Consider the following 22,672-nt stretch of genomic DNA (forward strand, 5'->3'; position numbering starts at 1 on the left):
GATCTCCTTGATAGGGGTCAATCGGGTATGGGGGTCAGTCGAGTCTAGCCTGCGCCGAGGCCAGCTCGGCGGTGATCTGTGCCTGCAGCTGCGCGGCCTGCTGGTTGCGCTGCTGCTGGTCACCGGCGCGGCGCGCCAGTACCGCCTGCCGCCAGGCCGGCAACAACGTTTCGGTGATGCGCTGGCTGCGCGCCAGCAGGGCGCGGTCCTGTTCGAGCAACAGCTGCCACTGCCCCGCTTCGAGCTGCCGCACGGCGGCCAACCGGCGCAGGTGGTCCACGCGCTGGGCCAGTACCGGTTGCAGCTGTGCGGGCAGCGTGGACAGCTGTGCGGCGCCGGCATCCGCCCACCGCTGGATGGCCCGTGCCGCATCGAGCGCGTTGGCCTGCGCGGTGGGATAGCTGCTGCTCTGTTCCCGCAGCGCCTGCGCTGCCACGTCGGTCTGGGCCAACAAGACGCCAAGGCGCGACTGCCAGTCGCGCGCGTCCAGCTCGCCTTCAACGTCGCGGCCAAGCAGACGCCCCCACCAGCCGGTCTGCCGGCGCACGCCACCGGGCGCGGTCGATTGCAGCACCAGTGCCAGTTGCGCCAACAGGTCCAGCAATGGGTGTGCTGCCCGTGCGGCTGCCGGGGTCGCTGCATCCCGCTGTCCCACGGCGGCCACCACCGCTTCTCCCCAATGCGCCAGATCGGCGGCATCGGGAGCCGGTGCTGTCGGCAGGGGCCAGCCCGCGCTCATGCGTGCGCGTCGTCCGCAGCGGCCGCGTCACGCGGTGGCCATGCCGATTCGCCGTAGAAATGGCGCATCAGCGCCTCATCCAGCGCGCGCTCTTCAGGCGTGCTGGCGCGGCGTACGCGCGGACGTGCGGCCGGTGCCGGCTCGCGCTCGGCCTGCTGGCGCACCCAGCTGGCCAACAACGCCAGCGTCTCGCCGGTGCGGGCCTGCTGCGCATTGGACTGGCCCAGCAGCTGCAGCAATGGCGCAAGGCCCTGCTGCAGCCCTTTCGACAGGGGTTCGGCAAGGGGCGCCTCGGCGGGCACGGCCGCAGGGGCCACGCTGGCGGCGTGGGCCTGGGCCAGCCGGTCCAGCGCGGTCAGCAGCGCGGGCCACGGTGCGGGTTCTTCCTCCACCGCCGCCGGGGCAGCGCTGGGCTGCAGCGCACTGGCGATATCGGCCAGCTGCGCCACCACCCGTCCGCCCACATCGGCGTCGCCGGCGCCCATGGCCTTGTTGCGCAGAAAATCGCGCTTGATCTGGGCCCAGCGCTGTTGTTCTTCGTCGCCCTGCATCCCGCGCAGCTCAGCCAGCTTGAGCAGGTTCTCTTCCGCACCGGTGGTAAGCAGCTGGGCCTCGCCCAGGTAGTGGTCGGAGACCAGCTGCTGCAGCTCGGCGTCGTTCATCACCGGCGAGATCTTCTCGGCCAGCTTGTTCATGTTGCGGTAACTGCCCTGCAGGCGGAACGGCGGTTCGGTACGGTAGCGATCGTCCTGCGCGGCACTGGCGATGTACTGCTGGTTGACCCGGTACACCACGTCGCGCACGCGCAGCATGCGCTGCAGGGTGGCGACGATCTCGTTGATCTCCGCACCGCTGTAGGCGTGGCTGAGCGCGTTGGTCGAGACCTCCTTGCCTGCAGCCCGCTCGGCAAGCAGGTACAGGTCGGCCATGTCGCGGGTGGCCAGCGGGGCCAGCACCGGGTTGGAGGTCAGGCTGTTCTCGATGTAGCTCAGGGTGAAGGCATCTTCCATGCCGCCCAGCACATCGCCCAGGTTGTAGATATCGGCGCGGTTGGCCAGCATGTCCGGGATCTTGAACACTTCGCCGGACTCGGTGTACGGGTTACCGGCCATCACCACGCAGAACTTCTTGCCGCGCATGTCGTAGGTACGGGTGCGCCCGCGCCACACGCCTTCGATGCGGCGGGTGCCGTCGCACAGGGAAATGAACTTCTGCAGGAACTCCGGATGGGTGTGCTGGATGTCGTCGACATACAACATGGTGTTGTTGCCCATCTCCAGCGCCAGGTTGAGCTTTTCCAGTTCCTGCCGCGACGTGGCGTCCGGCGCCTGGGCCGGATCCAGCGAACGCACTTCATGCCCCAGCGCGGGGCCATTGATCTTCATGAAGACCAGGCCCAGCCGGTGCGCCACGTACTCCATCAAGGTAGTTTTACCGTAGCCGGGCGGCGAGATCATCATCAGCAGACCCATCAGGTCGCTGCGCTTGTTCTCGCCGACGGTGCCCATCTGCTTGGCGAGGTTGTCGCCGATCACGCCCAGGTACACATCGTTGATCAGCTTGTTGCGCACGAACGACGACAGCGGCCGTGCCTTGAATTCAGACAGGCGCAGGGCATCGCGCTCTCGGCCGATGATGCGCTGGCGCACGCCCTGGTAGGCATGGAACGCCGGCACGAACACCTGCAGGTGGTCGCGCAGGCGGGCCAGGAAGTCATCCAGCGACAGCAGCAGGCGCCCCTTCCGCACGCGCGCGTGCTCACCCAGCAGGCCGTCAACCTGTACCAGCAGCGCCACGTCGCTGGGCCGGGTGCGCAACGTGCGCGCAACCAGCAGCAGCGCCGCCGCTTCATCGGCATAGGCGAGGTGGTCGGTGAACGCAGGCAGCTGGCACAACGCGCGCAGCCACTGCCCGGCCAGTGCCCAGCGCGCCGCCAGGCCGTCCTGTTCGCGCTGCAGGGCACGGTCGAAGGCCTCGCGCTGGCCGGCGGCCTGCAGCTGCTGGCCCAGTGCATCCAGCAGCGCCTGCGCATGACGGCTGGTACTGAACACCGGCTCGCCGGCGCCCAGTTCCGCGGCGAGATACGCTGCCGCGGCCTGTACCTGCACCGGGTCGAACGGCAGCTTGCGCTCTTCGACGAAGCCGGACAGCGCAGCGTCGATCTCGGCCAGCAGCGCCAGCTGGCCTTCGCGTGACCCGAACAGGCGCACGATCGCATCGGCACCGGCCTGTCGTGCAGGCCACTGCATGACATCGTCGCGGCGTTGCTGCGCGGACCAGAACAGCATTGCCAACGCGCGGGCGCGTGGCGCGTACCGCAGGGTTCCTGCAGCCTGCTGCAGCGGCAGCAGTGCGTGCAGGATCAGGCTGGCGTCGTGGTCGTGGATGCCGCGCTCGTACCCTTCGCGGTAACGCGGGGCGGCGAAGTCGCGCACGATACGTTCCAGCGCGTCGGGCTCGGCGGCACTGCGCTGCAGGGTGGCCAACTCAAGGCCGTCGCGGCCTTCCATCGCCGCCTGCAGCAGGCTCCCGGCCAGGTACTCGCCCCGATACAGCTGCGCCGATTCGGACTCCAGCCCGACCTGCCAGTATGCCTTCAGGCCGGCCAGCTCCGGGTCGTGCAGTGTCTCCAGGAAGTCGGTGCCGGTCAGGTGGATGGCCAACTCATCCCCGCGCGGCAGCAGGGTCAGGTCCAGCGCCTGGGTGTTGACGCTGAAGCGGTGGCGCGGCCCCAGCCGGACCACGTTGCCCCCCTCCTCGAACAACTCGGTACGGTCGCGCAGCGCGCGCACGGCCTGGTCGCGCACGCCCTTCAGGCGCGCTTCGACATCGTCGGCCTTGACGCTGTCGCGCAGCTCGCGCAGGCGCCCGGCCAACTCGCGCAGCTTGAGCACCAGCGCGTCGCCGGCGAAGAAGGCGTTGAGCTCGTCGGCACTGGCAAAGCGCTCGGTGCGCTTGGCGAGGCCATCGAGGATGCGGGTGGCGGCGTCCAGCACCGAACGCGCCTTGCGCTGGCGCTCGTCCTGCAGCGCCTGCTTGTGCGTTTCGAAGGCTTCGATCAGTTCTTCGCGCTTGGCCAGGATGTCGCCCAGGAACTGCTCGTGCTCGCCGAACTGGCTTTCCAGTTCTTCCAGCTGCACCAGCAGGCGCGACATCTGCTCGTCGGCCCGCTCCGGGTCGGTGGCCATGGCCAGCGCGCTGGTAATGGCCTGGGAGAACAGCGCGAACTGCGCGGCGAACTGCGCCACCGCCTCGGCCGACCCCAGCGTGCGCCGACGCTGTTCGGCGCGCACCCGGCTCTGGTTGAGCCGGGCGTACACCGCGGAGATGGATTCCACCACGCGGGTGCGTGCGCTGGCGTCATCCACCTTCAACCCGGCCATCAGCGTCGACAGCATGTCCAGGTCGGCCGCCATCGCACGCATGCCAGCCAGCTGCTCGTCCAGCACGCGGGCGCTCTCGGCCTGCTGGGCCGCTTCGTCCAGCACCTGCAGGCGGGCGCCCAGCGGCGCCAGTGCCTGCTCGCCGCCCAGGAACTGGCCGGTGGCCGTACCGATACGATCGTGGGCCTCCTGCAGGGCGGCGGTCATCGCATCGATCACATCGGTGTCGATGTAACGGTAATCGCGGATGGTCAACAGGTGGCCACGCTGGGTGGAGATCGCGTTCAGCGCCTCCACGAAGGCCTGCACTTCGGTCCAGTTCTCCGGCTGCAGGCGGGCCAGCAGGGCCTTCTGGCCGGCCTGCGCCTGGGCCATGGCCTGCGCCGACTGCTGCCGGATCGACTGTACCTTTTCGTACTCGTCCAGCACCGACTCACCGGTGGCACTGATCTCGCGCAGCAGGCCGGCGGCCCCGTCGCACTGCGCGTCGTCCAGCCAGTGGTGGGCGTCGAACAGCCGCCGGGTGTCCTGCACCAGGCGCTGGTAGCGCTGCACCGACACATCCTGGCCTTCGATGGTGCGGGCCAGGTCGAACAGGTTGGAAATGCCGCGCACCAGTTCGGCATTGCCGATCCGGCCCATGAAGGTGTTGCCGGGTGGCCGGCTCGCGGCGAACTCGTCGCTGCTGAAGGGGGTCTGCCACACCTGCATCGGGTGGATGCGGGTGGGCTCGGTGCCTTCGGCATGGAACAGCACCATCCGTCCATCGTGCAGGAAGGCGTAGCCGTGGCCGAACACCGGCGTCTGCAGCACGCGCTGGATGGTGTTGTACACGAACAGCGCCGAGCGCCCGCCTTCACGCTCATAGAAGATGTACAGCACATCTTCGCCGTTCGGCGAGCGGATGGCGCGCTTGAACTGCATGCCCTGCATGGCCGCGTCGAACGCCTTGTGCTCGCCGCTCTGCAGGTAGTAGCCGCCAGGGAAGATGATGCCGTGGTCTTCGGGCAGCTGCACGCAGGCCTGCACGATCGCATCGTTGCGCGTGATGGTGCCGGTGAGTGTGTTGTAGATCAGCCCGCGCCAGGTGGTTTCGCGGTACGGCAACACCTTCAGCAGCACCAGCGAACCGACCCGGACGAAATCGAACTGCGCGTCATCCAGTGACTGGGTGCTGTCGTCGACCGGTTCGCTGTAGATGCCCTGCCCGCTTTCGGTGTTGTTCTCCACCTTGATGGTGAGGTCGCCACCGGTGGTCTCGACGAACAGGGTATCGAGGATGTTCAGGTGCGAATGGCGGCCACTGACCGCCATGTCGCGGGTGGCCCGGGTCCATTCGAAATCGAACGGTGGCGGCAACGCGATATCGCGTTCGCCGCGGGCGTCCAGATAGGTCAGCGCGCCATCGCGGGCGACCGCCCAGCGGAACACGCGCACGTCGGTGCTGCGCTCGCCGATCTGGAAGGACGCCAGCAGCTTGTCGCCGACCTTGATCAGCTGCAGCAGGCGCGCGTGCTTGTAGTACGCATACAGTTCGCCGAAGTCGTGCACGAAGGCGGCCTGCGCCAGGAAGCTGCCCTTGGCTTCCACCGGCACCACGTCGTAGCCCTCGCCCGCCTGTACCAGCCGGTACAGCCCGAACACGTCTTCCACGCGGGTCTGGGTCTTCAGCCCCAGGAAAACGTTGTAACCGAACAGCAGCAGGTCGGGGCCGACCTGCACGATGTCGCGGCCCACGCAGTTGTTCTCGCTGCGGATGCGAAAGCGGCCGGTGACCTCCAGGCGGCTGTCGCCGAATTCGGCCAGGCGCTGCTGGTTGAGCGCATCGGCCAGGCCGCGCAGGCGGCCGCCCTGGTCACCCAACCGGCGGCGCAGCACTTCATAGGCACCCCCTTGGGCAACGGCCTGGTCGACGGTGGTGGTGGCTTCCGGCGGCGACGGCTCGGGACGTTGGGCGGTATCAGACATCGGCTTCCTTCCGGCTCACGGACAACCGGCCGGACAGGCCGGCCAGTGAGAGGGCGTCGACGGCGCGCGCGCGGCGCGCCATCGGGGCTCAGCGGGCGTCGACCACGGTGGCCGACACGGTTTCGACCTCGGCCAGGTGCTGGTCTTCGATCTTGCGCGGGCTGTCCTCGCGCGGCGCGACCCCCAGGTAGCGCTGCATGAGGTCCTGCACGATCGGGCTCTTGCCGGCCAGCCCTTCGATCGACTTGCCCAGCGACACCGCCTTGATCAGGTTCTCGAACATGCCACCGTCGCCCCCTACCAGGTCGATGTCGGCATTGCGCAGCGCGCTGGCGATGACGCCGGCGTTCTCGCGCGAGACTTCCTTGCCCGCTTCGATCGAGGCCAGGGCCTGCTTGAGGCTGTTGTCGAGCATCATGCGGAACTCTTCGTGGCCGCGCGCGGTATCGCTCAGCGACGCGATGGCCTCGAACTTGCGGACCAGGCCTTCGGCCTCGGCCAGCAGCTTCTTCTGCACCACGCCCGCTTCGGCGCCGCCCACCGATTCGGTGGCGCTGGCGCGGGCACGACCCATCTGCTCTTCGCCCTGGGCCTGCGCCTGCAGGGTCTCGGCCAGCACGCGGGCGTCGTTGGTGCCCCGCTTGAGGCTCGCTTCGGCCTTGGCCTCGATCACGCGGGCCTCGGCGATACCCACCTTTTCGATGGCCAGCGCGGACGCTTCACGCACCTGCGCTTCGGCCAGGCCCGGTGCGGCCTGTTCGGCGCGGGTACCGTCGGCCAGCAGGCGCTTGGCTTCGGCCTGCTTGCCTGCGGCTTCGTGTTCGGCCTGGGCCAGCGTGGTGATCTCCACCGCGCGGTGCTTGGCCGAGGTCTCGGCTGCCTGGGCTTCCTTGACCTGGCGCACCATTAGTTCCTGCGCCTTGGCTTCGGCCTCCAGGATCAGCACCTGCTTCTGGCGATCGGCCTCGGAGACTTCACGCACTTCCTTGATGCGCTCTTCTTCCTGCGCCACGGTCTTGTCGATGGCGATGCGCTCACGGGTGATGTTGGCCACGTCCATCTTGCCGGACTCGACCACCTTGTCCCGCTCCACGCCCTGCAGCTGCACTTCGCGCTGGGTGGTGACCTGTTCCAGCTGGCGCGCACGTTCGACCCGTTCGGCTTCGATGGCGACGGCGCGCTGGCGGTTCTGTTCGGCCACCTCGACCTCGCGCATGCGGTTCTGCTCGCGGATTTCGATGACTTCCTGCGCTTCGATGCGGGCCTGCTCGGACAACTGGCGCTGCTCTTCCTGCACCTTCGCGGTTTCCGCCTGCTCGCGGGCCTGGATGGTTTCAATCTCGCGCTTCTGGCGGGCTTCGGCTTCGGCCTGCTGGCGCTCCAGCGCCAGCAGCGCTTCACGCGCTTCCACGTTTTTCTTGGTGATGGCGAGCTTTTCGTTCTGTTCCAGCTCGTTGGTCACCACGTTCTGCGCGGCGGTGAGCTCGGTGATCTTGCGGATGCCCTGCGCGTCCAGGATGTTGTTCTGGTCCAGCAGCAGCTTGGGGGTCTGCTCCAGGTAATCGATGGCGACGTCTTCCAGCGCATAGCCGTTGAGGTCGTTGCCGATCACCGCGATGATCTCGTCGCGGAACTCCTGGCGCTTCTCGAACAGTTCGGTGAACTCGAACTTCTTGCCCACCGTCTTCAGCGCTTCGGAGAACTTGGCATTGAACAGTTCATCGACCGCATGCTTGTCCGAGGCGCGGTCGGCGCCAATGGCCTTGGCCACGCGCAGCACATCGGCCTGGGTTTCATTGACCCGCAGGTAGAACGCCACCGCGATGTCGGCGCGCATGTTGTCGCGGCAGATCAGGCCTTCCTTGCCACGGCGGTCGATCTGCAGGGTGATCAGGCTGATCCGCATCAGCTCGGCGCGGTACAGCACGGGAATGATCAGGGCGCCGGTGAAATGCACCTTGGGCTGGGCGCTCATGTCGTTGACGATCAGGGCCACGCCCTGGTCCACCTTGCGGTAGAACGCCTTGAACAGGCCGGCCAGGCCAAGCATCAGCACCAGCAGGGCGCCCACCCCGATCAGGAAGGGGGCCATGGTCGCAAAACTCATCGGTGGATCTCCTTATCGCCCGGAATCAGGCTGTCTTGGAACGAAAGCGCGGGGTGCCCGTGTTCACGGGCCACCAGGTAGTGGTTGGTCTCGGGCAGGTAGTCGAGCAGGACGATGCGCTCGCCGCGCGGCAGCGGCACGCCGTCGCGCACGCGCACCTGCAGGATCAGTCCGGCACCGCCGTCGTCGACGGTGGCATGGCCGGCCTCGCCGGTGACCTGCGGCGAGGCGACCACCCCGACCCGGCCGAGCAGCGACCGCTGCGGCACCGGGCGCAGCCGCAGGAGCAGGCGACGGATCGGGCGCAGCAGCCCGGCAGTGACCGGTACCGCCGGCACCAGCGCCAACACCGCAGTGGCGCTGCCGGCCAGCCAGCGCATCGGCGCCGGCAGCGGCTGCAGCAGGAAGAGGTGGACGAAATAGGTGGCGGTCCAGCCGAAGAAGGCCAGCAGCGCGATCACCAGCATGACCGGGGCGCCGCCGAGGCCAAGCCGGGCGAACATGCCGGAAAGGCCGTGCAGGCCGTCATCGCCCAGCTCAAGGTCCACGCCGTCGCCGCCGATGCCGTCGTCCACCACCCCACAGGCGGCCAACAGCCAATAGACCATGGCGAACGCCAGCACGATGCTGTAAGGCAACGTGGGAAACGCAAGCGCGACAGTGAGAAATTCCGCCATTCCACTACTTCCCTGCATCGGTGCCGCCCCCGCGGCGTCCTGCAGGAGACACTCCGGCCTCCCGCGACTACGCGCCGGGCTGGCCGCGTCCTGTCCTGTCGATGCTACGTGAAATCGGCGGATACGCACATAGGCGTTTCCGACGCAGAAGGGCTCCCGGCCAACGGTCGGGAGCCATCGCGGATTGGCCCTTGGGCCTAATCGGCTTCGTGACAGTCGGCGCGGCGGACTTCTTCGACGAACTTGCGCATCTTGTAGCCGTCCTTGATGCCCGGCTCGCTTTCAATACCGCTGGAGACGTCCACGCCCCACGGCAGGGTGGCCACGATGGCGTCGAACACGTTGTCCGGGGTGATGCCGCCGGCCAGCAGGAACGGGCGGTGCAGGCCGGTCGGCAGGCGGGTCCAGTCGAAGGCCACGCCGGTGCCGCCACCGCCGCCCGGGGCGTGGCTGTCGAACAGGAAGCCGGCCGCGCTGGGGTAGCGCAGCTGCAGCTGGCGGGCGTTGACCTCTTCACGCCCACCCATCGCCACCGCCTTCAGGTACGGCATGTTGAAGCTGCGGCAGAACGATTCGTCTTCGTCGCCGTGGAACTGCAGCAGGGTCGGCCGCACGGTGCGCAGCACTTCACGCACTTCTTCCTTGGTGTTGTCGCGGAACAGCGCGACCACGTCGACCATCGGCGCGATCGCCTGGCGCATGGCGCGGGCTTCGGCCGGGGCGACGCGGCGCTTGCTTTCCCGGGCGAAGATGAAGCCGACCGCATCCACGCCCAGTTCGCCGGCCAGGCGCACGTCGCCGGCGCGGGTCATGCCGCAGAACTTGATGCGGGTGCGGTAGAAAGAGCGGCTCATAGGGTGACCTCGGCGGGCAGGTGCCAGTTGTCGGGGTACAACGGGCCAACGAATACAAGGCCCTGCGGCGGTGCGGTCGGGCCGGCCACGGTGCGGTCCTGGCCAGCCAGCAGCTCGGCCATCCACGACACCGGCTTTTCCCCACAGCCAATCAGGATCAATGAACCGACGATATTGCGCACCATGTGATGAAGGAATGCATTGGCCTGAACGCAGACCTCCACGGTCTCGCCCTGGCGGGTCACGCTGATCGCCTGCAGCTCGCGGCGGGCGTGCAGCGCCTCGCACTGGGCGCTCCGGAAGGCACTGAAGTCGTTCTCGCCGAGCAGGGCCTGCCCGGCCTGGTGCATCAGCGCGGCATCGAGCGGCCGGCGCTCCCAGCTGAGGGTCTGCCGGTGCAGTGCCGGGCGGATCTGCCGGTTGAGCAGCCGGTAGCGGTACCGCCGGGCGCGGGCGGAGAAGCGGGCGTGGAAGTCGTCGGCCACCGGTACGCACCAGCGCACCGCGATCGAGCGTGGCAGCCGGGTGGTGGTGCCCAGGGTCCAGCCGCGTGGATCACGCGCCACATCGGTCTCGAAGTGCACCACCTGGCATTCGCCGTGCACGCCGGCATCGGTGCGCCCGGCACAGACCACCTGGATCGGCGCAGCGGCCACCGATGAAAGGGCGTCCTGCAGGCTGGCCTGCACGCTGGGGCAGCCGCTCTCACCGAGCTGCTGCCAGCCCTTGAACTCGCTGCCGTCGTATTCCACGCCCAAGGCGTAACGCATGTTCAGGACTTCACTTCAAATGCGGGAGGGCGGCCGACGCGGATCATCCGAGCCGCGACAGCAGCTCGTGCGCCTGCTGTTGGCTGTGCGGGTCGCCCGCCTGGGCAACCTCCATCAGCAGGATGCGGGCGGTTTCCGCATCGCCCAGGTCGAGGTAGGCGATGGCCAGCTCAAGGCGGTCGCGACCGGGTGCACCGAGCGGGGCCGGGTCGTGCTGGACCGGCACGGTTGCTTCGGCCGCCACAGCAGCGTCCTCGGGGAATTCAAACACGCCTCGATAGGACGGCTGCGCCGCCGCTTCGAGCGCATGCGGCGGAACGACGTCTTCGGCGGCAACCGGTGCGGCCGGCACCACCGGGGGGGCAACCGTCTCCTCGACGTCCTGCACCGGGCGGCCCGGCTGCGGCTCCAGGGTGAACACCGGCTCGCGTCGCCCCGCGTCGAGCACATCCGGCTCGGCCAGCACGTAATCCGGCGCATCGCGCAGGTCGGGCTCGTCAGCGGCCACGTCCTGCTGGGCCGCCAGTTCGTCCACGTAATCGGCGGCGGGAACGGCAGCGGCCAGGCTGGCTGCATCCAGTCCCTCGCGGCGCAGGGGCGGCAGCGGCGACGGCTTGCGCCGACGGGCCACGGCCCAACCGGCCACGATCAGCAGCAGCACCGCCAACCCCAGCCAGGCCCAGCCGCCACTGCCTGCCTCGCGCGTGGCCGGGGCTTCGCCCAGGCGCTGCTGCGCGGCGGCCAGGTCCGTGTCTTTCATGGCAATCAGCGAGGCCTGCTGCTGCTTGAGCTTCTCGAGTTCGGCCACGCGGTTGCGCAGCTCCTGGATCTCGGCATCGCGGGTAGCCACGTCTTCCTTGGCCTGCCGCAGTTGTTCGTTGCCCAGCATGTCACCCTCGCTGCCGGCAGCGGTGCCGGTGGTTGTACCTGCGTTGTTGTCGGTAGCGGCGACCGCGGGGGCGATCTCCAGGCGTCCACCTGCGGCGGCGGCGGTGGCCGCTGGTGCAGGTGCCGCCGTGGCGGCCGGCGCGGCGGCGACGCCACTGGCGACCGGCTGCGGAATGGCCGAGCGCGACTGGCGCCATTGCGCCGCGTGCTCGCGCACCATGGCGGCGGCCTGGGCGGCATCGACCGGAGCGTCGGTACCGGCGCTGCGCAGCACCGCGCCCTGCTTGAGCAGGTTCACGTTGCCACGGATGAAGGCATCGGGATTGGCACGCAACAGGGCGATCATTGCCTGGTCGCGGCTGATGCCCTGCTCGCGGGCCACGCTGCCGGCAATCTGCGACAGGGTCTGGCCGCGCTGCACGGTGATGCTGCCATCAGCGGCCGTGGCCGCCGGCGTCGCGGACGGAGCGGAGCGCGATGGGGCGGCGGGCCGTGCGGGAACCGGCGCGGTGCGCGAGGGCGTGGGCTCGGCCTGCGCTACCGGCGGCTGCACCGGTGCAGGTTCGGGCTCGCGCACGATGGCGTTGGACATCGCACCGGCCGGCGCGACGATCTCCGGTTCGGCCACGGCCAACGCACTGTCCGGCGCATCGACCAGCGCCGAATACTCGCGGACCAGGCGGCCCTGCCCCCAGTCGGCTTCAATCAGGAAGTTGAGCGACGGCGTGGTCACCGGCGCCTGCGAGCTCACCCGCACCACGGCACGGCCGTTGGCATCGCGGGTCAGTTCGAACTGCAGCTCGCTTACCAGCCCGGTCGGGCGGTCCAGCCCGACACGCGCGAAGGTCACCGGCGAGGCCAGCGCAACGCGCAGGTTCTCGAGCTCGGCCGGATCGGCCGAAATGACCGGGATCTCCGCCAGCAGGGGTTGCCCGGGCTTGGACAGCACCCGGATGTCGCCGAGCCCGAGGGCCATGGCGGAGCTGCTGGCCAGGGCCAGCAGCAGGGTCGAGACATACTTGAGCGGGCGCGATGCGCCCGGAACCCGGTTCTTCATGCGGGCAATATAGCGATTCCCGACCAATACAGCCACGAAGGACGTGGCAGGTACCACGCCCTGCGTGGCACCTCCATCTCAGCCTTCGGCTGCCACCAGCTCGGCCAGCTGCACCGCATTGAGCGCGGCGCCCTTGCGGATGTTGTCCGACACGATCCACAGGTTCAGGCCGCGCGGGTGCGACAGGTCTTCACGGATGCGGCCGACATACACCGCATCGGTGCCCGATGCGTGGGTGACCGGGGTCGGGTAACCGCCGGCTTCGTGCTTGTCCACCACTTCCACGCCGGGCGAACGCGACAGCAGCTCGCGTGCTGCATCCGGCGTCACCTTGTCGCGGGTTTCGATGGTGACTGCTTCGGAGTGGCCGTAGAACACCGGCACGCGCACGGCGGTGGGGTTCACCAGGATGCTGTCATCGCCGAGGATCTTGCGGGTTTCCCAGACCAGCTTCATTTCTTCCTTGGTGAAGCCGTTGTCCTGGAAGTCGTCGATGTGCGGGATCAGGTTGAAGGCGATCTGCACCGGGAAGCGCTGCGGGTCGATCTCCTGGAAGCTGAGCAGCTGGCCGGTCTGCTTGCCCAGTTCTTCCAGCGCCGAGCGACCACCGCCGGAGACCGACTGGTAGGTGGCGACGTTGATGCGCTGGATACCGTACTGGCGGTGCAGCGGGGCCAGCGCGACCAGCATCTGCATGGTCGAGCAGTTCGGGTTGGCGATGATGCCGCGCGGGCGGTTCTTCAGTGCCTCGGGGTTCACTTCGGACACCACCAGCGGCACGTCATCGTCGTAACGGAAGGCCGAGGAGTTGTCGATCACCACCGCACCGGCGGCGGCGAACTTCGGGCCGAACTCCTTGGAGACGCTGCCACCTGCGGAGAACAGCGCGATATCCACGCCGTTCGGGTCGAACGTGGCCAGGTCCTGGACCTTGATCTTCTTCCCGTCGAATTCGATGTCGCCACCGGCCGAACGCGAGGAAGCGAGCAGGCTCAGGGTGGCGATCGGGAAGTTGCGTTCGGCCAGGATGGCCAGCATGGTTTCGCCGACGGCGCCGGTGGCACCGACGACTGCGACGTGGAAGCGACGGTCTTGATTGCTCATGGAATTCTCTTTGATGATGTACCGACCAACGGTCGGTACCTACCGTGGTGAAGAAGGGGACACGCGTTGCGGATTGGGCTCGGGGAACCTCACGTGATGGCCGCGCGGTTCCCTATCGTTTGGCGTCGTCGGTTTTTTTGCCGCCCACGGTGGCGGCGCCGGTTTTCACGGCGGCCACGGCGTCGGCGTTGATCGCACTCGGCGGGTTGCCGGCGTTCGCGCCGAGGCCGAGCGCGGCCAGCAGGTTGTCCACGGCCAGCTGCACCATCGCCCGGCGCGTGGCCTGGCTGGCGCTGCCGATGTGCGGGGTAAGCACGATGTTGTGCAGGGCCAGCAACTCGGGGCGCACCGTCGGTTCGCCTTCGAACACGTCCAGACCAGCGGCGGCCAGCCGGCCATGGGCCAGCGCATCGGCCAGGGCCAGTTCGTCGACGATGCCGCCGCGGGCGATGTTCACCAGGGTGGCGCTGGGCTTCATCTTCGCCAGTGCGGCGGCGTCGATGATGTGGTGCGAGGACGGGCTGTACGGCAGCACCAGCACGAGGTGGTCGGCCTGCGCCAGCAGCGTGTCCAGCTCGACATACTGCGCGCCTACCTCGGCTTCGGTGGCTTCGGGCAGGCGCGAGCGGTTGTGGTACAGCACGCGCATGCCGAAGCCGAGCGCGCCACGGCGGGCAATGCCCTGCCCGATCCGGCCCATGCCCAGGATGCCCAGCGTGCTGCCATGGATGTCGGCACCCAGCATGGTCTGGAACGACCACTGGCCCCACTGGCCGTCGCGCAGCCAGCGTTCGGATTCGGTGATGCGCCGCGCGGTGGCCATCAGCAGCGCGAACCCGAGGTCGGCGGTGGTTTCGGTCAGCACATCCGGGGTGTTGCTGGCCAGGATGCCGGCCGCGCTGAGCGCGCTGACATCCAGGTTGTTGTACCCCACGCCGACGTTGGCGATCGCGCGCAGCTGCGGCGCGTTGGCGATCTCGGCCGGGCCGATGCGTTCGTTGAGGGTGATCAGCGCCCCATCGACCCGGGCCAGCTGTTCGGCCAGCATCGCGGGCGTGTAGCGGGTGACCTCGTGGGTCATCGCGAGCTCGACATGCTGCCCGAGCTGTTCGATGACGTCATCGAACAGCGGTTGGCTGACCCAGACCCGGGGGCGCGTCTCAGCCATCGATGGCGCCGGGAATGCGTGGCGTGATCTCGCCCACGTCACCGCACTGGGCGCGGTGGCGCAGCGCCTGGTCCATCAGCACCAGCGCCATCATCGCCTCGGCGATGGGCGTGGCGCGGATGCCGACGCACGGATCATGGCGGCCGGTGGTGATCACCTCTACTGCGGCGCCACTGGCATCCACCGTGGCACCCGGCAGGCGCAGGCTGGAGGTGGGCTTGAGCACGATCGAGGCGGTGACCTGCTGGCCGGTGGAAATACCGCCGAGGATGCCGCCGGCATGGTTGCTGGCGAAGCCTTCGGGGGTGATCAGGTCACGGTGTTCGGTGCCCTTCTGGGCGGCGCTGGCAAAGCCGTCGCCGATCTCCACGCCCTTGACCGCGTTGATGCTCATCAGTGCCGAGGCGAGTTCGCCATCGAGCTTGCCGTAGATCGGCTCGCCCCAGCCCGGCGGCACGCCATCGGCCACCACGTTGACCCGCGCGCCGACCGAATCGCCGGACTTGCGCAGCGCGTCCATGTAGCTTTCCAGCGCGGGAACCTGTTCGGCCACCGGCCAGAAGAACGGATTGTCTTCCACCGCCGACCAGTCATGGCCGGTCGGGGTGATCTCGCCCAGCTGCGACAGGTAACCGCGCACGGTCACCCCGAAGCGCTGCAGCAGCCACTTCTTCGCAATCACGCCGGCGGCCACGCGCATGGTGGTTTCGCGCGCGGACGAGCGGCCGCCACCGCGCGGGTCGCGGATGCCGTACTTCTGCCAGTAGCTGTAGTCGGCATGGCCCGGGCGGAACTGCTGGGCGATGTTGCTGTAATCCTTGCTGCGCTGGTCGGTGTTGCGGATCAGCAGCGCAATGGGCGTACCGGTGGTGCGGCCCTCGTACACGCCCGAGAGGATCTCGACCTCATCGGCCTCGCGCCGCGCCGAGGTGTGCCGGCTCTTGCCGGTGGCGCGGCGCTGCAGGTCGTGGGCGAATTCGTCGGCACTGATCTCCAGCCCCGGCGGGCAGCCGTCGATCACGCAGCCGATCGCCGGACCGTGCGATTCGCCGAAGGTGGTGACCGAAAGCAGCTTGCCGAAGGTATTGGAACTCACGGCCGCTGCGCTGCCAGTTCGGTGATGCGGGCGCTGTGGGCGATCAGCTCGCGGCACTCGACCGCGAAGATGCCCATCTGGCCGACCTTGAATTCAACCCACGCAAAATCGACTTCCGGCAGCAGCTTGACCAGGTGCTGTTCGGATTCACCCACTTCGCAGATCAGCAGGCCGTCTTCGCTCAGGTGCAGCGGCGCGTCGCGCAGGATCTTCAGCACCAGGTCCAGGCCGTCGTCGCCGGCACGCAGGCCCATTTCGGGCTCGTACGAGTATTCCTTCGGCAGCGCGTCGGTTTCGTCGTTGGTGACGTACGGCGGGTTGGTCACGATCAGGTCGTAGTGGCGGCCGGTGAGGCCGTTGAACAGGTCCGACTTGAGCAGGGTGACGTTGTGCGCCTGCAGGCGTTCCTTGTTCTCTTCAGCCAGGGACAGGGCCTCATCGCTGAGGTCCACGCCGTCCACTTCCCAGTTCGGGTAGTAGTGGCCCATGGCGATGGCGATGCAGCCCGAACCGGTGCACAGGTCCAGCGCGCGGTGTACGTCGCGGCCGGCCAGCCACGGCTCGAAGCCGGTTTCGATCAGCTCGGCGATCGGCGAGCGCGGCACCAGGGCACGGCGGTCGCTCTTGAAGCTCAGGCCCGCGAACCAGGCTTCACCGGTCAGGTAGGCGGCCGGCAGGCGCTCGCTGATGCGGCGCTCGAACAGGGCCAGCACCTCGGCCTTCTCCGATGCGAGCACGCGGGCGGCGCCATAGGCCGGGCCGAGGTCGTGCGGCAGGTGCAGCGCGTGCAGGACCAGCTGGGTGGCTTCGTCCAGGGCGTTGTCGTAGCTGTGCCCGAAGGTCAGCCCGGCGGCGTTGAAACGGCTGGTGCCGTAGCGGATCAGGTCGATGATCGTATGGAGTTCGGCGGCCGTTTCGGCGGTCATGGCAGGGCAACAGACAAAGTGGCCCCAGATTATAGGCGCTGCGGCGCAGCACGGCATCCGTTGCAGCGGAAACGGAAACCGCCGCCCCCCATCCCCTATCATGGAGGCCCCTTCGGGTACGGGCCTTTCATGTTCAATCGCAATGTCGGCATCATCCTGCTCATCGCGCTGGCCGCCGGGCTCGGCCTGGTCGTCGCCCAGAAGGTATTCGCGCCCAAACCGGCCGGCAACCGCCCGGCCACCGAGTCGATCACCTTCTACCCGCAGCCGCGCCCGCTGCCGGACTTCAACCTGGGCCAGTCCGACGGTACCCGGCTGATTCCCGGCGAGCTCAAGGGCCACTGGACCCTGGTATTCCTGGGCTTCCTGTCCTGCCCCGACATCTGCCCGACCACCCTGGCCGACCTGGCCCAAGCCCAGAAACAGTGGGAAACCCTGCCGGAGAGCCTGCGCCCGCGCCTGGTGTTCGTCTCGGTGGACCCCGAGCGCGACACCCCGGCACGCCTGGGCGAATACGTGCATGCCTTCCACAAGGACACCCTGGCGGCCACCGCCGACGTGCCTTCGCTGGAGCGCTTTGCCACTGCGCTGGGCTTCGTGTTCCAGAAGGTGCCGGGCAAGGGCTTTGAAGAAAACCCGCAGGACTACACCCTGGAACATTCGGCCAGCCTGGCCGTGCTGGACCCGGACGGCAGGCTGGCCGGCCTGATCCGCCCCCCTTTCAACCCGCAGGCCATTGCCCGCGACCTGAACCTGTTGACCGAGAAATCCGCCCCATGAGCCTGACCACCACGCTGAGCTACGTCCTGCCCCACCGCCTGCTGTCGTCGATGGCGCGGCGCCTGGCGTATTCCAGCAACCCGCGGATCTCGCGCTGGCTGATCGACACCGTGACCGAAAAATTCGGGGTGAACCTGGCCGAGGCGGCCAATCCCGACCCGCGCAGCTATCGGACGTTCAACCAGTTCTTCACCCGCGCCCTGAAGCCCGGCGCGCGCGTGCCCGACGCCGGCGCCCGCACCCTGGTGATGCCGGCCGACGGCCGGATCAGCCAGCTGGGTGCCATTGAGGATGGCCGCATCTTCCAGGCCAAGGGCCAGTCGTTCACCGCCGCCGAGCTGCTGGGCGATGCAGCCGACGCCGAGGTGTTCCACCACGGCCTGTTCGCCACCGTCTACCTGTCGCCGAAGGACTACCACCGCGTGCACATGCCGTGGACCGGCACCCTGCGCGAAACCGTGCACGTTCCCGGCCGCCTGTTCAGCGTGGGCCCGGCGGCAGTCAACAACGTCCCGGGGCTGTTCGCCCGCAACGAGCGGCTGGTCTGCCATTTCGACACCGACTTCGGCCCGATGGTGCAGGTGATGGTGGGCGCGCTGCTGGTGTCGGGCGTGGAGACGGTCTGGGGTGGCGAAGAGATTCCGGCCTATGGCGACACCATCACCCGCAAGGATTACCGTGGCAAGGGCATCACCCTGGAACGGTTTGCCGAGATGGCGCGCTTCAATTACGGCTCCACGGTGATCGTGCTGCTGCCGCCGGGCGTGGCCGATTTCGCCCCGCACCTGGATGCCGAGCATGCCGTGCAGCTGGGCCAGGCGTTGGCCACCCTTCGTTGAGAAGCGGACACGCATGGCGTGTCCCTACGCAACGTGTGCCACCCACCATCAACATGCGACCCCAACCCCAAGCGACCAAGGATCGTAGTGACACGCCATGCGTGTCAACGCCATGACCCTGCGCACGTACACGAAAAAAACGCCCCGTTTCCACGGGGCGTTTTTTTTCAAGCATTACCCGGATCGTGCGCGAACTCGACGGGCCCTACATCCATCCCGTCGTAATCCTCGACCCCGTTGGCTTCGGCCAGCGCCTGCAGCTCGTGGTTGCGCTTGTCCAGCGACGCTTCGGTGTGGGTTTCCACCCGCTCCACGTGCAGCACGTGGTACTCCGCTTCGCCTTCTTCCAGCTCCGGCTCGAACACCTCGACCACGGTGTAGCCCTCCCCTTCCAGCACCCTGGCCAGCCCGTGCAGCGGCTCCGGCGTGGTGTTGACGAAGAAGTAACCCCACACCAGGTTGCCGTTGAGGTCCCAGTCGGTGTTTTCACGGATGTTGGCGAACATCTCGTTGATTGCGGTGATATCCATCAGTGTTCCCCGGAAGTTATTTACCGCAGCCCTGCAGCTTGATCGACTGGCCTTGGCGCAGCGCATACGCGGGCGCCTTGAGCCCATTGGCCTTGGCCAGCTCACGCACATCGCAATCGAACTTGTCGGCGATCCGGCCCAGGGTCTCACCCTTGCCCACCTTGTGGCTTCGCACCGGCTTGGCCTTCGGCTTGGGCGCCGGTACTGCCACCGGCGCAGCCGGGGCGGTGGCCACCGGGGTGCTGGCCTGCAGGCCGGCCACCGGCACCACGCTGCCCACCGCCACGTTGCCGGTGTAGCTGGCCACGGTGGGACGGACGATGGCCGCATTGAGATCGGCGGTGATCAGCGTGCGCGCCAGGTCCGCGCGCGGGCCGCTGACGCAGTAGCGGTTGTACAGCCCGGCAATGCGGGTGGTGGCGTTGATCAGCGTGCCGGCCGGGATCCAGCCGTCGGCTTCATAGCGCGGGTTGAGGTTGCGCAGCGCGCGCATGTAGCCGTCGCGGGTGCCGGTGCTGCCCAGGCAGATGGTCAGCTCATAGATGGTGGTGGACTTGGCCAGGCGGATGGTGGCCGGCTGCGCACTGACCTTGGGGAAGTCCACGCCGTACTGCTGCGGGTGCAGGTAGATCCACGCGGCGGCGATCACCATCGGCACGTAGTCCTTGGTTTCGGCCGGGAACTGGTTGTAGACGCTGTCCACCCAGAAGCTCTGCCCCACGTTCTGGCGATACACCCGCCCGGCACGGCCTTCGCCACCGTTGTAGCCGGCCAGCGACAGCTCCACGTTGTTGTTGAGCTCGCGCATGCGCTCGTTGAGGTAATTGGCACTGGCCTCGGCGGCGCTGCGCGCGTCGAAGCGGGTGTCGAAGCCGGTGCCGTCCGGGCCCAGCCCGAAGCGGCGGCCGGTGGCCGGCATGAACTGCATCAGCCCGGCGGCGCCGGCGCGGGAGGACGCGTGTACGCGGCCGTTGGACTCCTTGGCCATGATCCCGAACAGCAGCGCCTCGGGCAGGCCGCGCTTTTCCCACTCCGGCCACATCACCGCGCGCAGGCTCTGGTAATTCTCGTAGGAGTTCATCAACGCCGGGCGCATGTCGGTCAGCCAGCGGCGGATGCCGGCCTGCACGGCCGGGTTGTATTCGACCATGCTGTCGAAGGCATGGCGCTTGTCGTTGAGCAGCGCGGCGGCACGCGCCGCTTCGGGCACATCGGCGGTCAGCGGGCCCACATGGTCCGGGTCGGCCTCCAGCAGGCCGCCATCGACGGCGATCGCGTCGCTGTCGTCACCATCGCGCGCGTCGGCATTGTTCTTCAGCAGGCGCTTGTAGGTCACCAGCAGGTTGCTGACCTGGCACCCCTTCTGCGCAATGCAGGCGCTGATGACATCTTCCATGTCCTCCAGCGCGGCATCGCCTTCGTTCTTGCCCTTGGGGTCGGCATTGTTGACCAGCACCAGCGCATCGGCATAGCGCTTTTCGGCCGCGGCCATGCGCTGCTCCAGGGCTTCGACCTTGACCTTGTCACGGGCGGAGACCCGCTGGGCATGGGCCTCGGGGACGAACGACAGCAGGGAAGCGAGCGCCAACAACGGCCAACCACGGGCAAGCAGGACAGGAACGGGCATTTTTGGCACTGTGGGCAAAAGACAGGGCAGAGTAGCCGTGCCACTCGCATCGGGGCAACCCGGTCAGGTGCCCGATACCCGCCGACGTTTAGAATCCTGCCCATTCACATAGCCCGTCCACAGAGCGAGTTGACCATGGATCCGATCCTGCTCGGCAAAGGCATTACCGACGATGTCCCCGTCACCCTGCAACCGAAACTGGGCAACCGCCATGGTCTGGTGGCCGGGGCGACGGGCACGGGCAAGACCGTGACCCTGATGACCTTGGCCGAAGGCTTTTCGCGCATTGGCGTCCCGGTGTTCCTGGCCGACGTCAAGGGCGATGTCTCCGGCCTGGCCGTGCCCGGCGCCGGCACCGAGGCGCTGCTGCAGCGCGCGAAGGAGATCGGCGTGGCCGACTACGCGCCGGCCGGCAGCCCCACGATCTTCTGGGACCTGTACGGCAAGCTGGGCCACCCGGTGCGCACTACGGTGAGCGAAATGGGCCCGACCCTGCTGGCGCGCATCCTGGAGCTCAACGACACCCAGTCGGGGGTGCTGGACATCGTGTTCAAACTGGCCGACGACCGTGGCCTGCTGCTGCTCGACCTGGACGACCTGCGTGCCCTGCTCGGCCTGGTGGCCGACGAGCGCAAGGACATTTCCACCGAATATGGCCTGGTCAGCGCGCAGACGGTGGCGGCGATCCAGCGTTCGCTGCTGCGGCTGTCGCAGGACGGCGGTGAATCCTTCTTTGGCGAGCCGGCGCTGGAGCTGGCCGACCTGATGCGGGTCAATCACGACGGCCGCGGCGTGATCGGCATCCTGGCCGCCGACCAGCTGGTGCTCAAGCCGCGCCTGTACTCGACCTTCCTGCTGTGGCTGCTGTCGGAGCTGTTCGAGACGCTGCCGGAGGTGGGTGACCTGGACAAGCCCAAGCTGGTCTTCATCTTCGACGAGGCGCACCTGCTGTTCGACGACGCGCCGGCTGCGCTGGTGCAGCGCATCGAGCAGGTGGTGCGGCTGATCCGCTCCAAGGGCGTGGGCGTGTACTTCTGCTCGCAGTTCCCCGACGACGTGCCAGCCAACATCCTGGGCCAGCTGGGCAACCGCGTGCAGCACGCGCTGCGGGCGTTCACCCCGCGCGACCAGAAGGCGGTGAAGATCGCCGCCGAAACCTTCGTACCAAACCCGAAGCTGGACGTGGTGGCGGCGCTTTCCCAGCTGGGTACCGGCGAGGCGCTGGTGTCCACGCTGCAGGACAAAGGCATCCCCTCCCCCGTGCAGCAGACCCGGATCGCCCCGCCGCGCTGCCGGATGGGCGCGATCACCGAGGCCGAGCGTGCGCAGGTACGCGCCGGCAGCCCGGTCGGCAGCCGCTACGACACCGCAGTGAACCGCGAATCGGCAGCGGAGCTGCTGGCCCAGCGCGCGGCCAAGGTGGTGGAACAGCCCGACGCGCCCAAGGCGCGTACCCGTGAGCAGGATGAGCAGCAGGAAGGCGGCTTCGGGCAGTCGATCAAGGATGCGATCTTCGGCACCAAGCGCCGCCAGGGCATGATCGAAACGATGGCCAAGCAGACCACCCGCACCATGGGCACCAAGCTGGGCAACCAGATCGTGCGCGGCATCCTGGGCGGCATTTTCGGGGGCAAGCGCTGACCGATGTCGCGTTGGCGTCCCCCTGCGGAAAAGAGCACGGCCCTGATCACCGCACAGGGCCACCAGCGGTTGAAGAGCGAGCTGGACGAGCTGTGGCGCGTGCGCCGGCCGGAGGTGGTCAAGGCGTTGGCCGCGGCCGCGGCGGAGGGCGACCGCTCGGAGAATGCCGAGTACACCTACCGCAAGAAGCAGCTGGGCGAGATTGACCGGCGCGTGCGCTACCTGACCAAACGGCTGGAGTCGCTGCGGGTGGTGGATACCGTGCCGACCGACCCGCAGGCGGTGTTTTTTGGCGCGTGGGTGGAGCTGGAGAACATGGACAGCGGCGATGTCAGCCGGTATCGCATCGTTGGGCCGGACGAGACCGATGCGGGTGCCGGGTGGATCAGCATCGATTCGCCGTTGGCGCGTGCGTTGTTGAAGAAGCGCGTGGATGACGAGTTCGAAGTGGAACTGCCGAGCGGGCGGACCGGGTTTGCGATCCTGGCGGTGGAGTATCCCGGTTGATCGCGCACCCA

The 22,672-nt window shown here is 68.0% G+C and carries 17 protein-coding genes; 4 read left to right on the plus strand and 13 right to left on the minus strand.

Translation table 11 applies throughout. From position 1 onward, the window contains the following. Positions 1–34: 34 nt before the first annotated feature. From AC06E7_RS00800 to prmB, 11 genes are all read right to left on the minus strand, one after another. On the minus strand, positions 35–739 hold the full coding sequence (locus AC06E7_RS00800) for a hypothetical protein (RefSeq protein WP_478062493.1): 705 nt from the start codon (positions 737–739) through the stop codon (positions 35–37). Next, the gene (locus AC06E7_RS00805; protein ID WP_478062495.1) at positions 736–6,090 is read right to left on the minus strand and encodes a DNA repair ATPase; all 5,355 of its coding nucleotides are present in this window, start codon (positions 6,088–6,090) and stop codon (positions 736–738) included. The genes AC06E7_RS00800 and AC06E7_RS00805 overlap by 4 nt, the downstream gene beginning before the upstream one ends. 88 nt (positions 6,091–6,178) lie before the next feature. Further along, positions 6,179–8,197: a hypothetical protein gene (locus AC06E7_RS00810; RefSeq protein WP_478062496.1), complete on the minus strand. Its 2,019-nt coding sequence runs from the start codon at positions 8,195–8,197 to the stop codon at positions 6,179–6,181. Continuing rightward, positions 8,194–8,874 carry a hypothetical protein gene (locus tag AC06E7_RS00815; RefSeq protein ID WP_478062498.1) on the minus strand — a complete coding sequence of 227 codons (681 nt, stop codon included), beginning with the start codon at positions 8,872–8,874 and terminating at the stop codon, positions 8,194–8,196. Before AC06E7_RS00815 ends, AC06E7_RS00810 begins: the two co-directional genes overlap by 4 nt. 197 nt (positions 8,875–9,071) lie before the next feature. Then, the gene (locus AC06E7_RS00820; protein ID WP_068853448.1) at positions 9,072–9,728 is read right to left on the minus strand and encodes a phosphoribosylanthranilate isomerase; all 657 of its coding nucleotides are present in this window, start codon (positions 9,726–9,728) and stop codon (positions 9,072–9,074) included. Further along, positions 9,725–10,498 carry a tRNA pseudouridine(38-40) synthase TruA gene (gene truA / locus AC06E7_RS00825; protein ID WP_478062501.1) on the minus strand — a complete coding sequence of 258 codons (774 nt, stop codon included), beginning with the start codon at positions 10,496–10,498 and terminating at the stop codon, positions 9,725–9,727. The genes AC06E7_RS00820 and truA overlap by 4 nt, the downstream gene beginning before the upstream one ends. A 43-nt stretch (positions 10,499–10,541) precedes the next feature. After that, entirely contained in the window at positions 10,542–12,443 is a 1,902-nt protein-coding gene (locus AC06E7_RS00830) for a type IV pilus assembly protein FimV (protein ID WP_478062503.1), read from the minus strand. Between the two features lie 78 nt (positions 12,444–12,521). Then, positions 12,522–13,547 carry an aspartate-semialdehyde dehydrogenase gene (locus AC06E7_RS00835; RefSeq protein ID WP_068853455.1) on the minus strand — a complete coding sequence of 342 codons (1,026 nt, stop codon included), beginning with the start codon at positions 13,545–13,547 and terminating at the stop codon, positions 12,522–12,524. A gap of 112 nt (positions 13,548–13,659) precedes the next feature. Further along, positions 13,660–14,715 carry a 2-hydroxyacid dehydrogenase gene (locus AC06E7_RS00840; protein WP_478062505.1) on the minus strand — a complete coding sequence of 352 codons (1,056 nt, stop codon included), beginning with the start codon at positions 14,713–14,715 and terminating at the stop codon, positions 13,660–13,662. Beyond that, entirely contained in the window at positions 14,708–15,811 is a 1,104-nt protein-coding gene (gene aroC / locus AC06E7_RS00845) for a chorismate synthase (protein WP_478062507.1), read from the minus strand. Before aroC ends, AC06E7_RS00840 begins: the two co-directional genes overlap by 8 nt. Next, a complete protein-coding gene (gene prmB / locus AC06E7_RS00850) occupies positions 15,808–16,737 on the minus strand; it encodes a 50S ribosomal protein L3 N(5)-glutamine methyltransferase (protein WP_068853461.1) in 930 nt (309 codons plus the stop codon). The genes aroC and prmB overlap by 4 nt, the downstream gene beginning before the upstream one ends. A gap of 129 nt (positions 16,738–16,866) precedes the next feature. Here prmB and AC06E7_RS00855 point away from each other — a divergent pair, with 129 nt between their 5' ends. Together AC06E7_RS00855 and asd are read left to right on the plus strand one after the other, a co-directional pair. Beyond that, positions 16,867–17,517 carry an SCO family protein gene (locus tag AC06E7_RS00855; RefSeq protein WP_068853463.1) on the plus strand — a complete coding sequence of 217 codons (651 nt, stop codon included), beginning with the start codon at positions 16,867–16,869 and terminating at the stop codon, positions 17,515–17,517. Next, a complete protein-coding gene (gene asd / locus AC06E7_RS00860) occupies positions 17,514–18,356 on the plus strand; it encodes an archaetidylserine decarboxylase (RefSeq protein ID WP_320457402.1) in 843 nt (280 codons plus the stop codon). Before AC06E7_RS00855 ends, asd begins: the two co-directional genes overlap by 4 nt. Before the next feature lie 167 nt (positions 18,357–18,523). Here the strand turns inward: asd and AC06E7_RS00865 are convergent, their stop codons facing one another. Further along, on the minus strand, positions 18,524–18,886 hold the full coding sequence (locus AC06E7_RS00865) for a ribonuclease E inhibitor RraB (RefSeq protein ID WP_184126513.1): 363 nt from the start codon (positions 18,884–18,886) through the stop codon (positions 18,524–18,526). A 16-nt stretch (positions 18,887–18,902) separates the two neighbouring features. Further along, positions 18,903–20,513 carry a transglycosylase SLT domain-containing protein gene (locus AC06E7_RS00870; RefSeq protein WP_068853469.1) on the minus strand — a complete coding sequence of 537 codons (1,611 nt, stop codon included), beginning with the start codon at positions 20,511–20,513 and terminating at the stop codon, positions 18,903–18,905. Between the two features lie 135 nt (positions 20,514–20,648). Between AC06E7_RS00870 and AC06E7_RS00875 the strand changes: the two genes are divergently transcribed. Together AC06E7_RS00875 and greB are read left to right on the plus strand one after the other, a co-directional pair. After that, a complete protein-coding gene (locus tag AC06E7_RS00875) occupies positions 20,649–22,154 on the plus strand; it encodes a helicase HerA-like domain-containing protein (RefSeq protein WP_184126511.1) in 1,506 nt (501 codons plus the stop codon). A gap of 3 nt (positions 22,155–22,157) precedes the next feature. Next, entirely contained in the window at positions 22,158–22,661 is a 504-nt protein-coding gene (gene greB, locus AC06E7_RS00880; protein WP_478062509.1) for a transcription elongation factor GreB, read from the plus strand. The last annotated feature ends 11 nt before the right edge of the window (positions 22,662–22,672 follow it).

It is taken from the genome of Stenotrophomonas sp. Steno-Z4 (assembly GCF_056393145.1).

Excerpts from the sequence above, each read along its gene's own strand:
- AC06E7_RS00800 (WP_478062493.1), bottom strand. The coding sequence starts at position 739 with ATGAGCGCGGGCTGGCCCCTGCCGACAGCACCGGCTCCCGATGCCGCC.
- AC06E7_RS00805 (WP_478062495.1), bottom strand. The coding sequence starts at position 6,090 with ATGTCTGATACCGCCCAACGTCCCGAGCCGTCGCCGCCGGAAGCCACC.
- AC06E7_RS00810 (WP_478062496.1), bottom strand. The coding sequence starts at position 8,197 with ATGAGTTTTGCGACCATGGCCCCCTTCCTGATCGGGGTGGGCGCCCTG.
- AC06E7_RS00815 (WP_478062498.1), bottom strand. The coding sequence starts at position 8,874 with ATGGCGGAATTTCTCACTGTCGCGCTTGCGTTTCCCACGTTGCCTTAC.
- AC06E7_RS00820 (WP_068853448.1), bottom strand. The coding sequence starts at position 9,728 with ATGAGCCGCTCTTTCTACCGCACCCGCATCAAGTTCTGCGGCATGACC.
- truA (WP_478062501.1), bottom strand. The coding sequence starts at position 10,498 with ATGCGTTACGCCTTGGGCGTGGAATACGACGGCAGCGAGTTCAAGGGC.
- AC06E7_RS00830 (WP_478062503.1), bottom strand. The coding sequence starts at position 12,443 with ATGAAGAACCGGGTTCCGGGCGCATCGCGCCCGCTCAAGTATGTCTCG.
- AC06E7_RS00835 (WP_068853455.1), bottom strand. The coding sequence starts at position 13,547 with ATGAGCAATCAAGACCGTCGCTTCCACGTCGCAGTCGTCGGTGCCACC.
- AC06E7_RS00840 (WP_478062505.1), bottom strand. The coding sequence starts at position 14,715 with ATGGCTGAGACGCGCCCCCGGGTCTGGGTCAGCCAACCGCTGTTCGAT.
- prmB (WP_068853461.1), bottom strand. The coding sequence starts at position 16,737 with ATGACCGCCGAAACGGCCGCCGAACTCCATACGATCATCGACCTGATC.
- AC06E7_RS00855 (WP_068853463.1), top strand. The coding sequence starts at position 16,867 with ATGTTCAATCGCAATGTCGGCATCATCCTGCTCATCGCGCTGGCCGCC.
- asd (WP_320457402.1), top strand. The coding sequence starts at position 17,514 with ATGAGCCTGACCACCACGCTGAGCTACGTCCTGCCCCACCGCCTGCTG.
- AC06E7_RS00865 (WP_184126513.1), bottom strand. The coding sequence starts at position 18,886 with ATGGATATCACCGCAATCAACGAGATGTTCGCCAACATCCGTGAAAAC.
- AC06E7_RS00870 (WP_068853469.1), bottom strand. The coding sequence starts at position 20,513 with ATGCCCGTTCCTGTCCTGCTTGCCCGTGGTTGGCCGTTGTTGGCGCTC.
- AC06E7_RS00875 (WP_184126511.1), top strand. The coding sequence starts at position 20,649 with ATGGATCCGATCCTGCTCGGCAAAGGCATTACCGACGATGTCCCCGTC.
- greB (WP_478062509.1), top strand. The coding sequence starts at position 22,158 with ATGTCGCGTTGGCGTCCCCCTGCGGAAAAGAGCACGGCCCTGATCACC.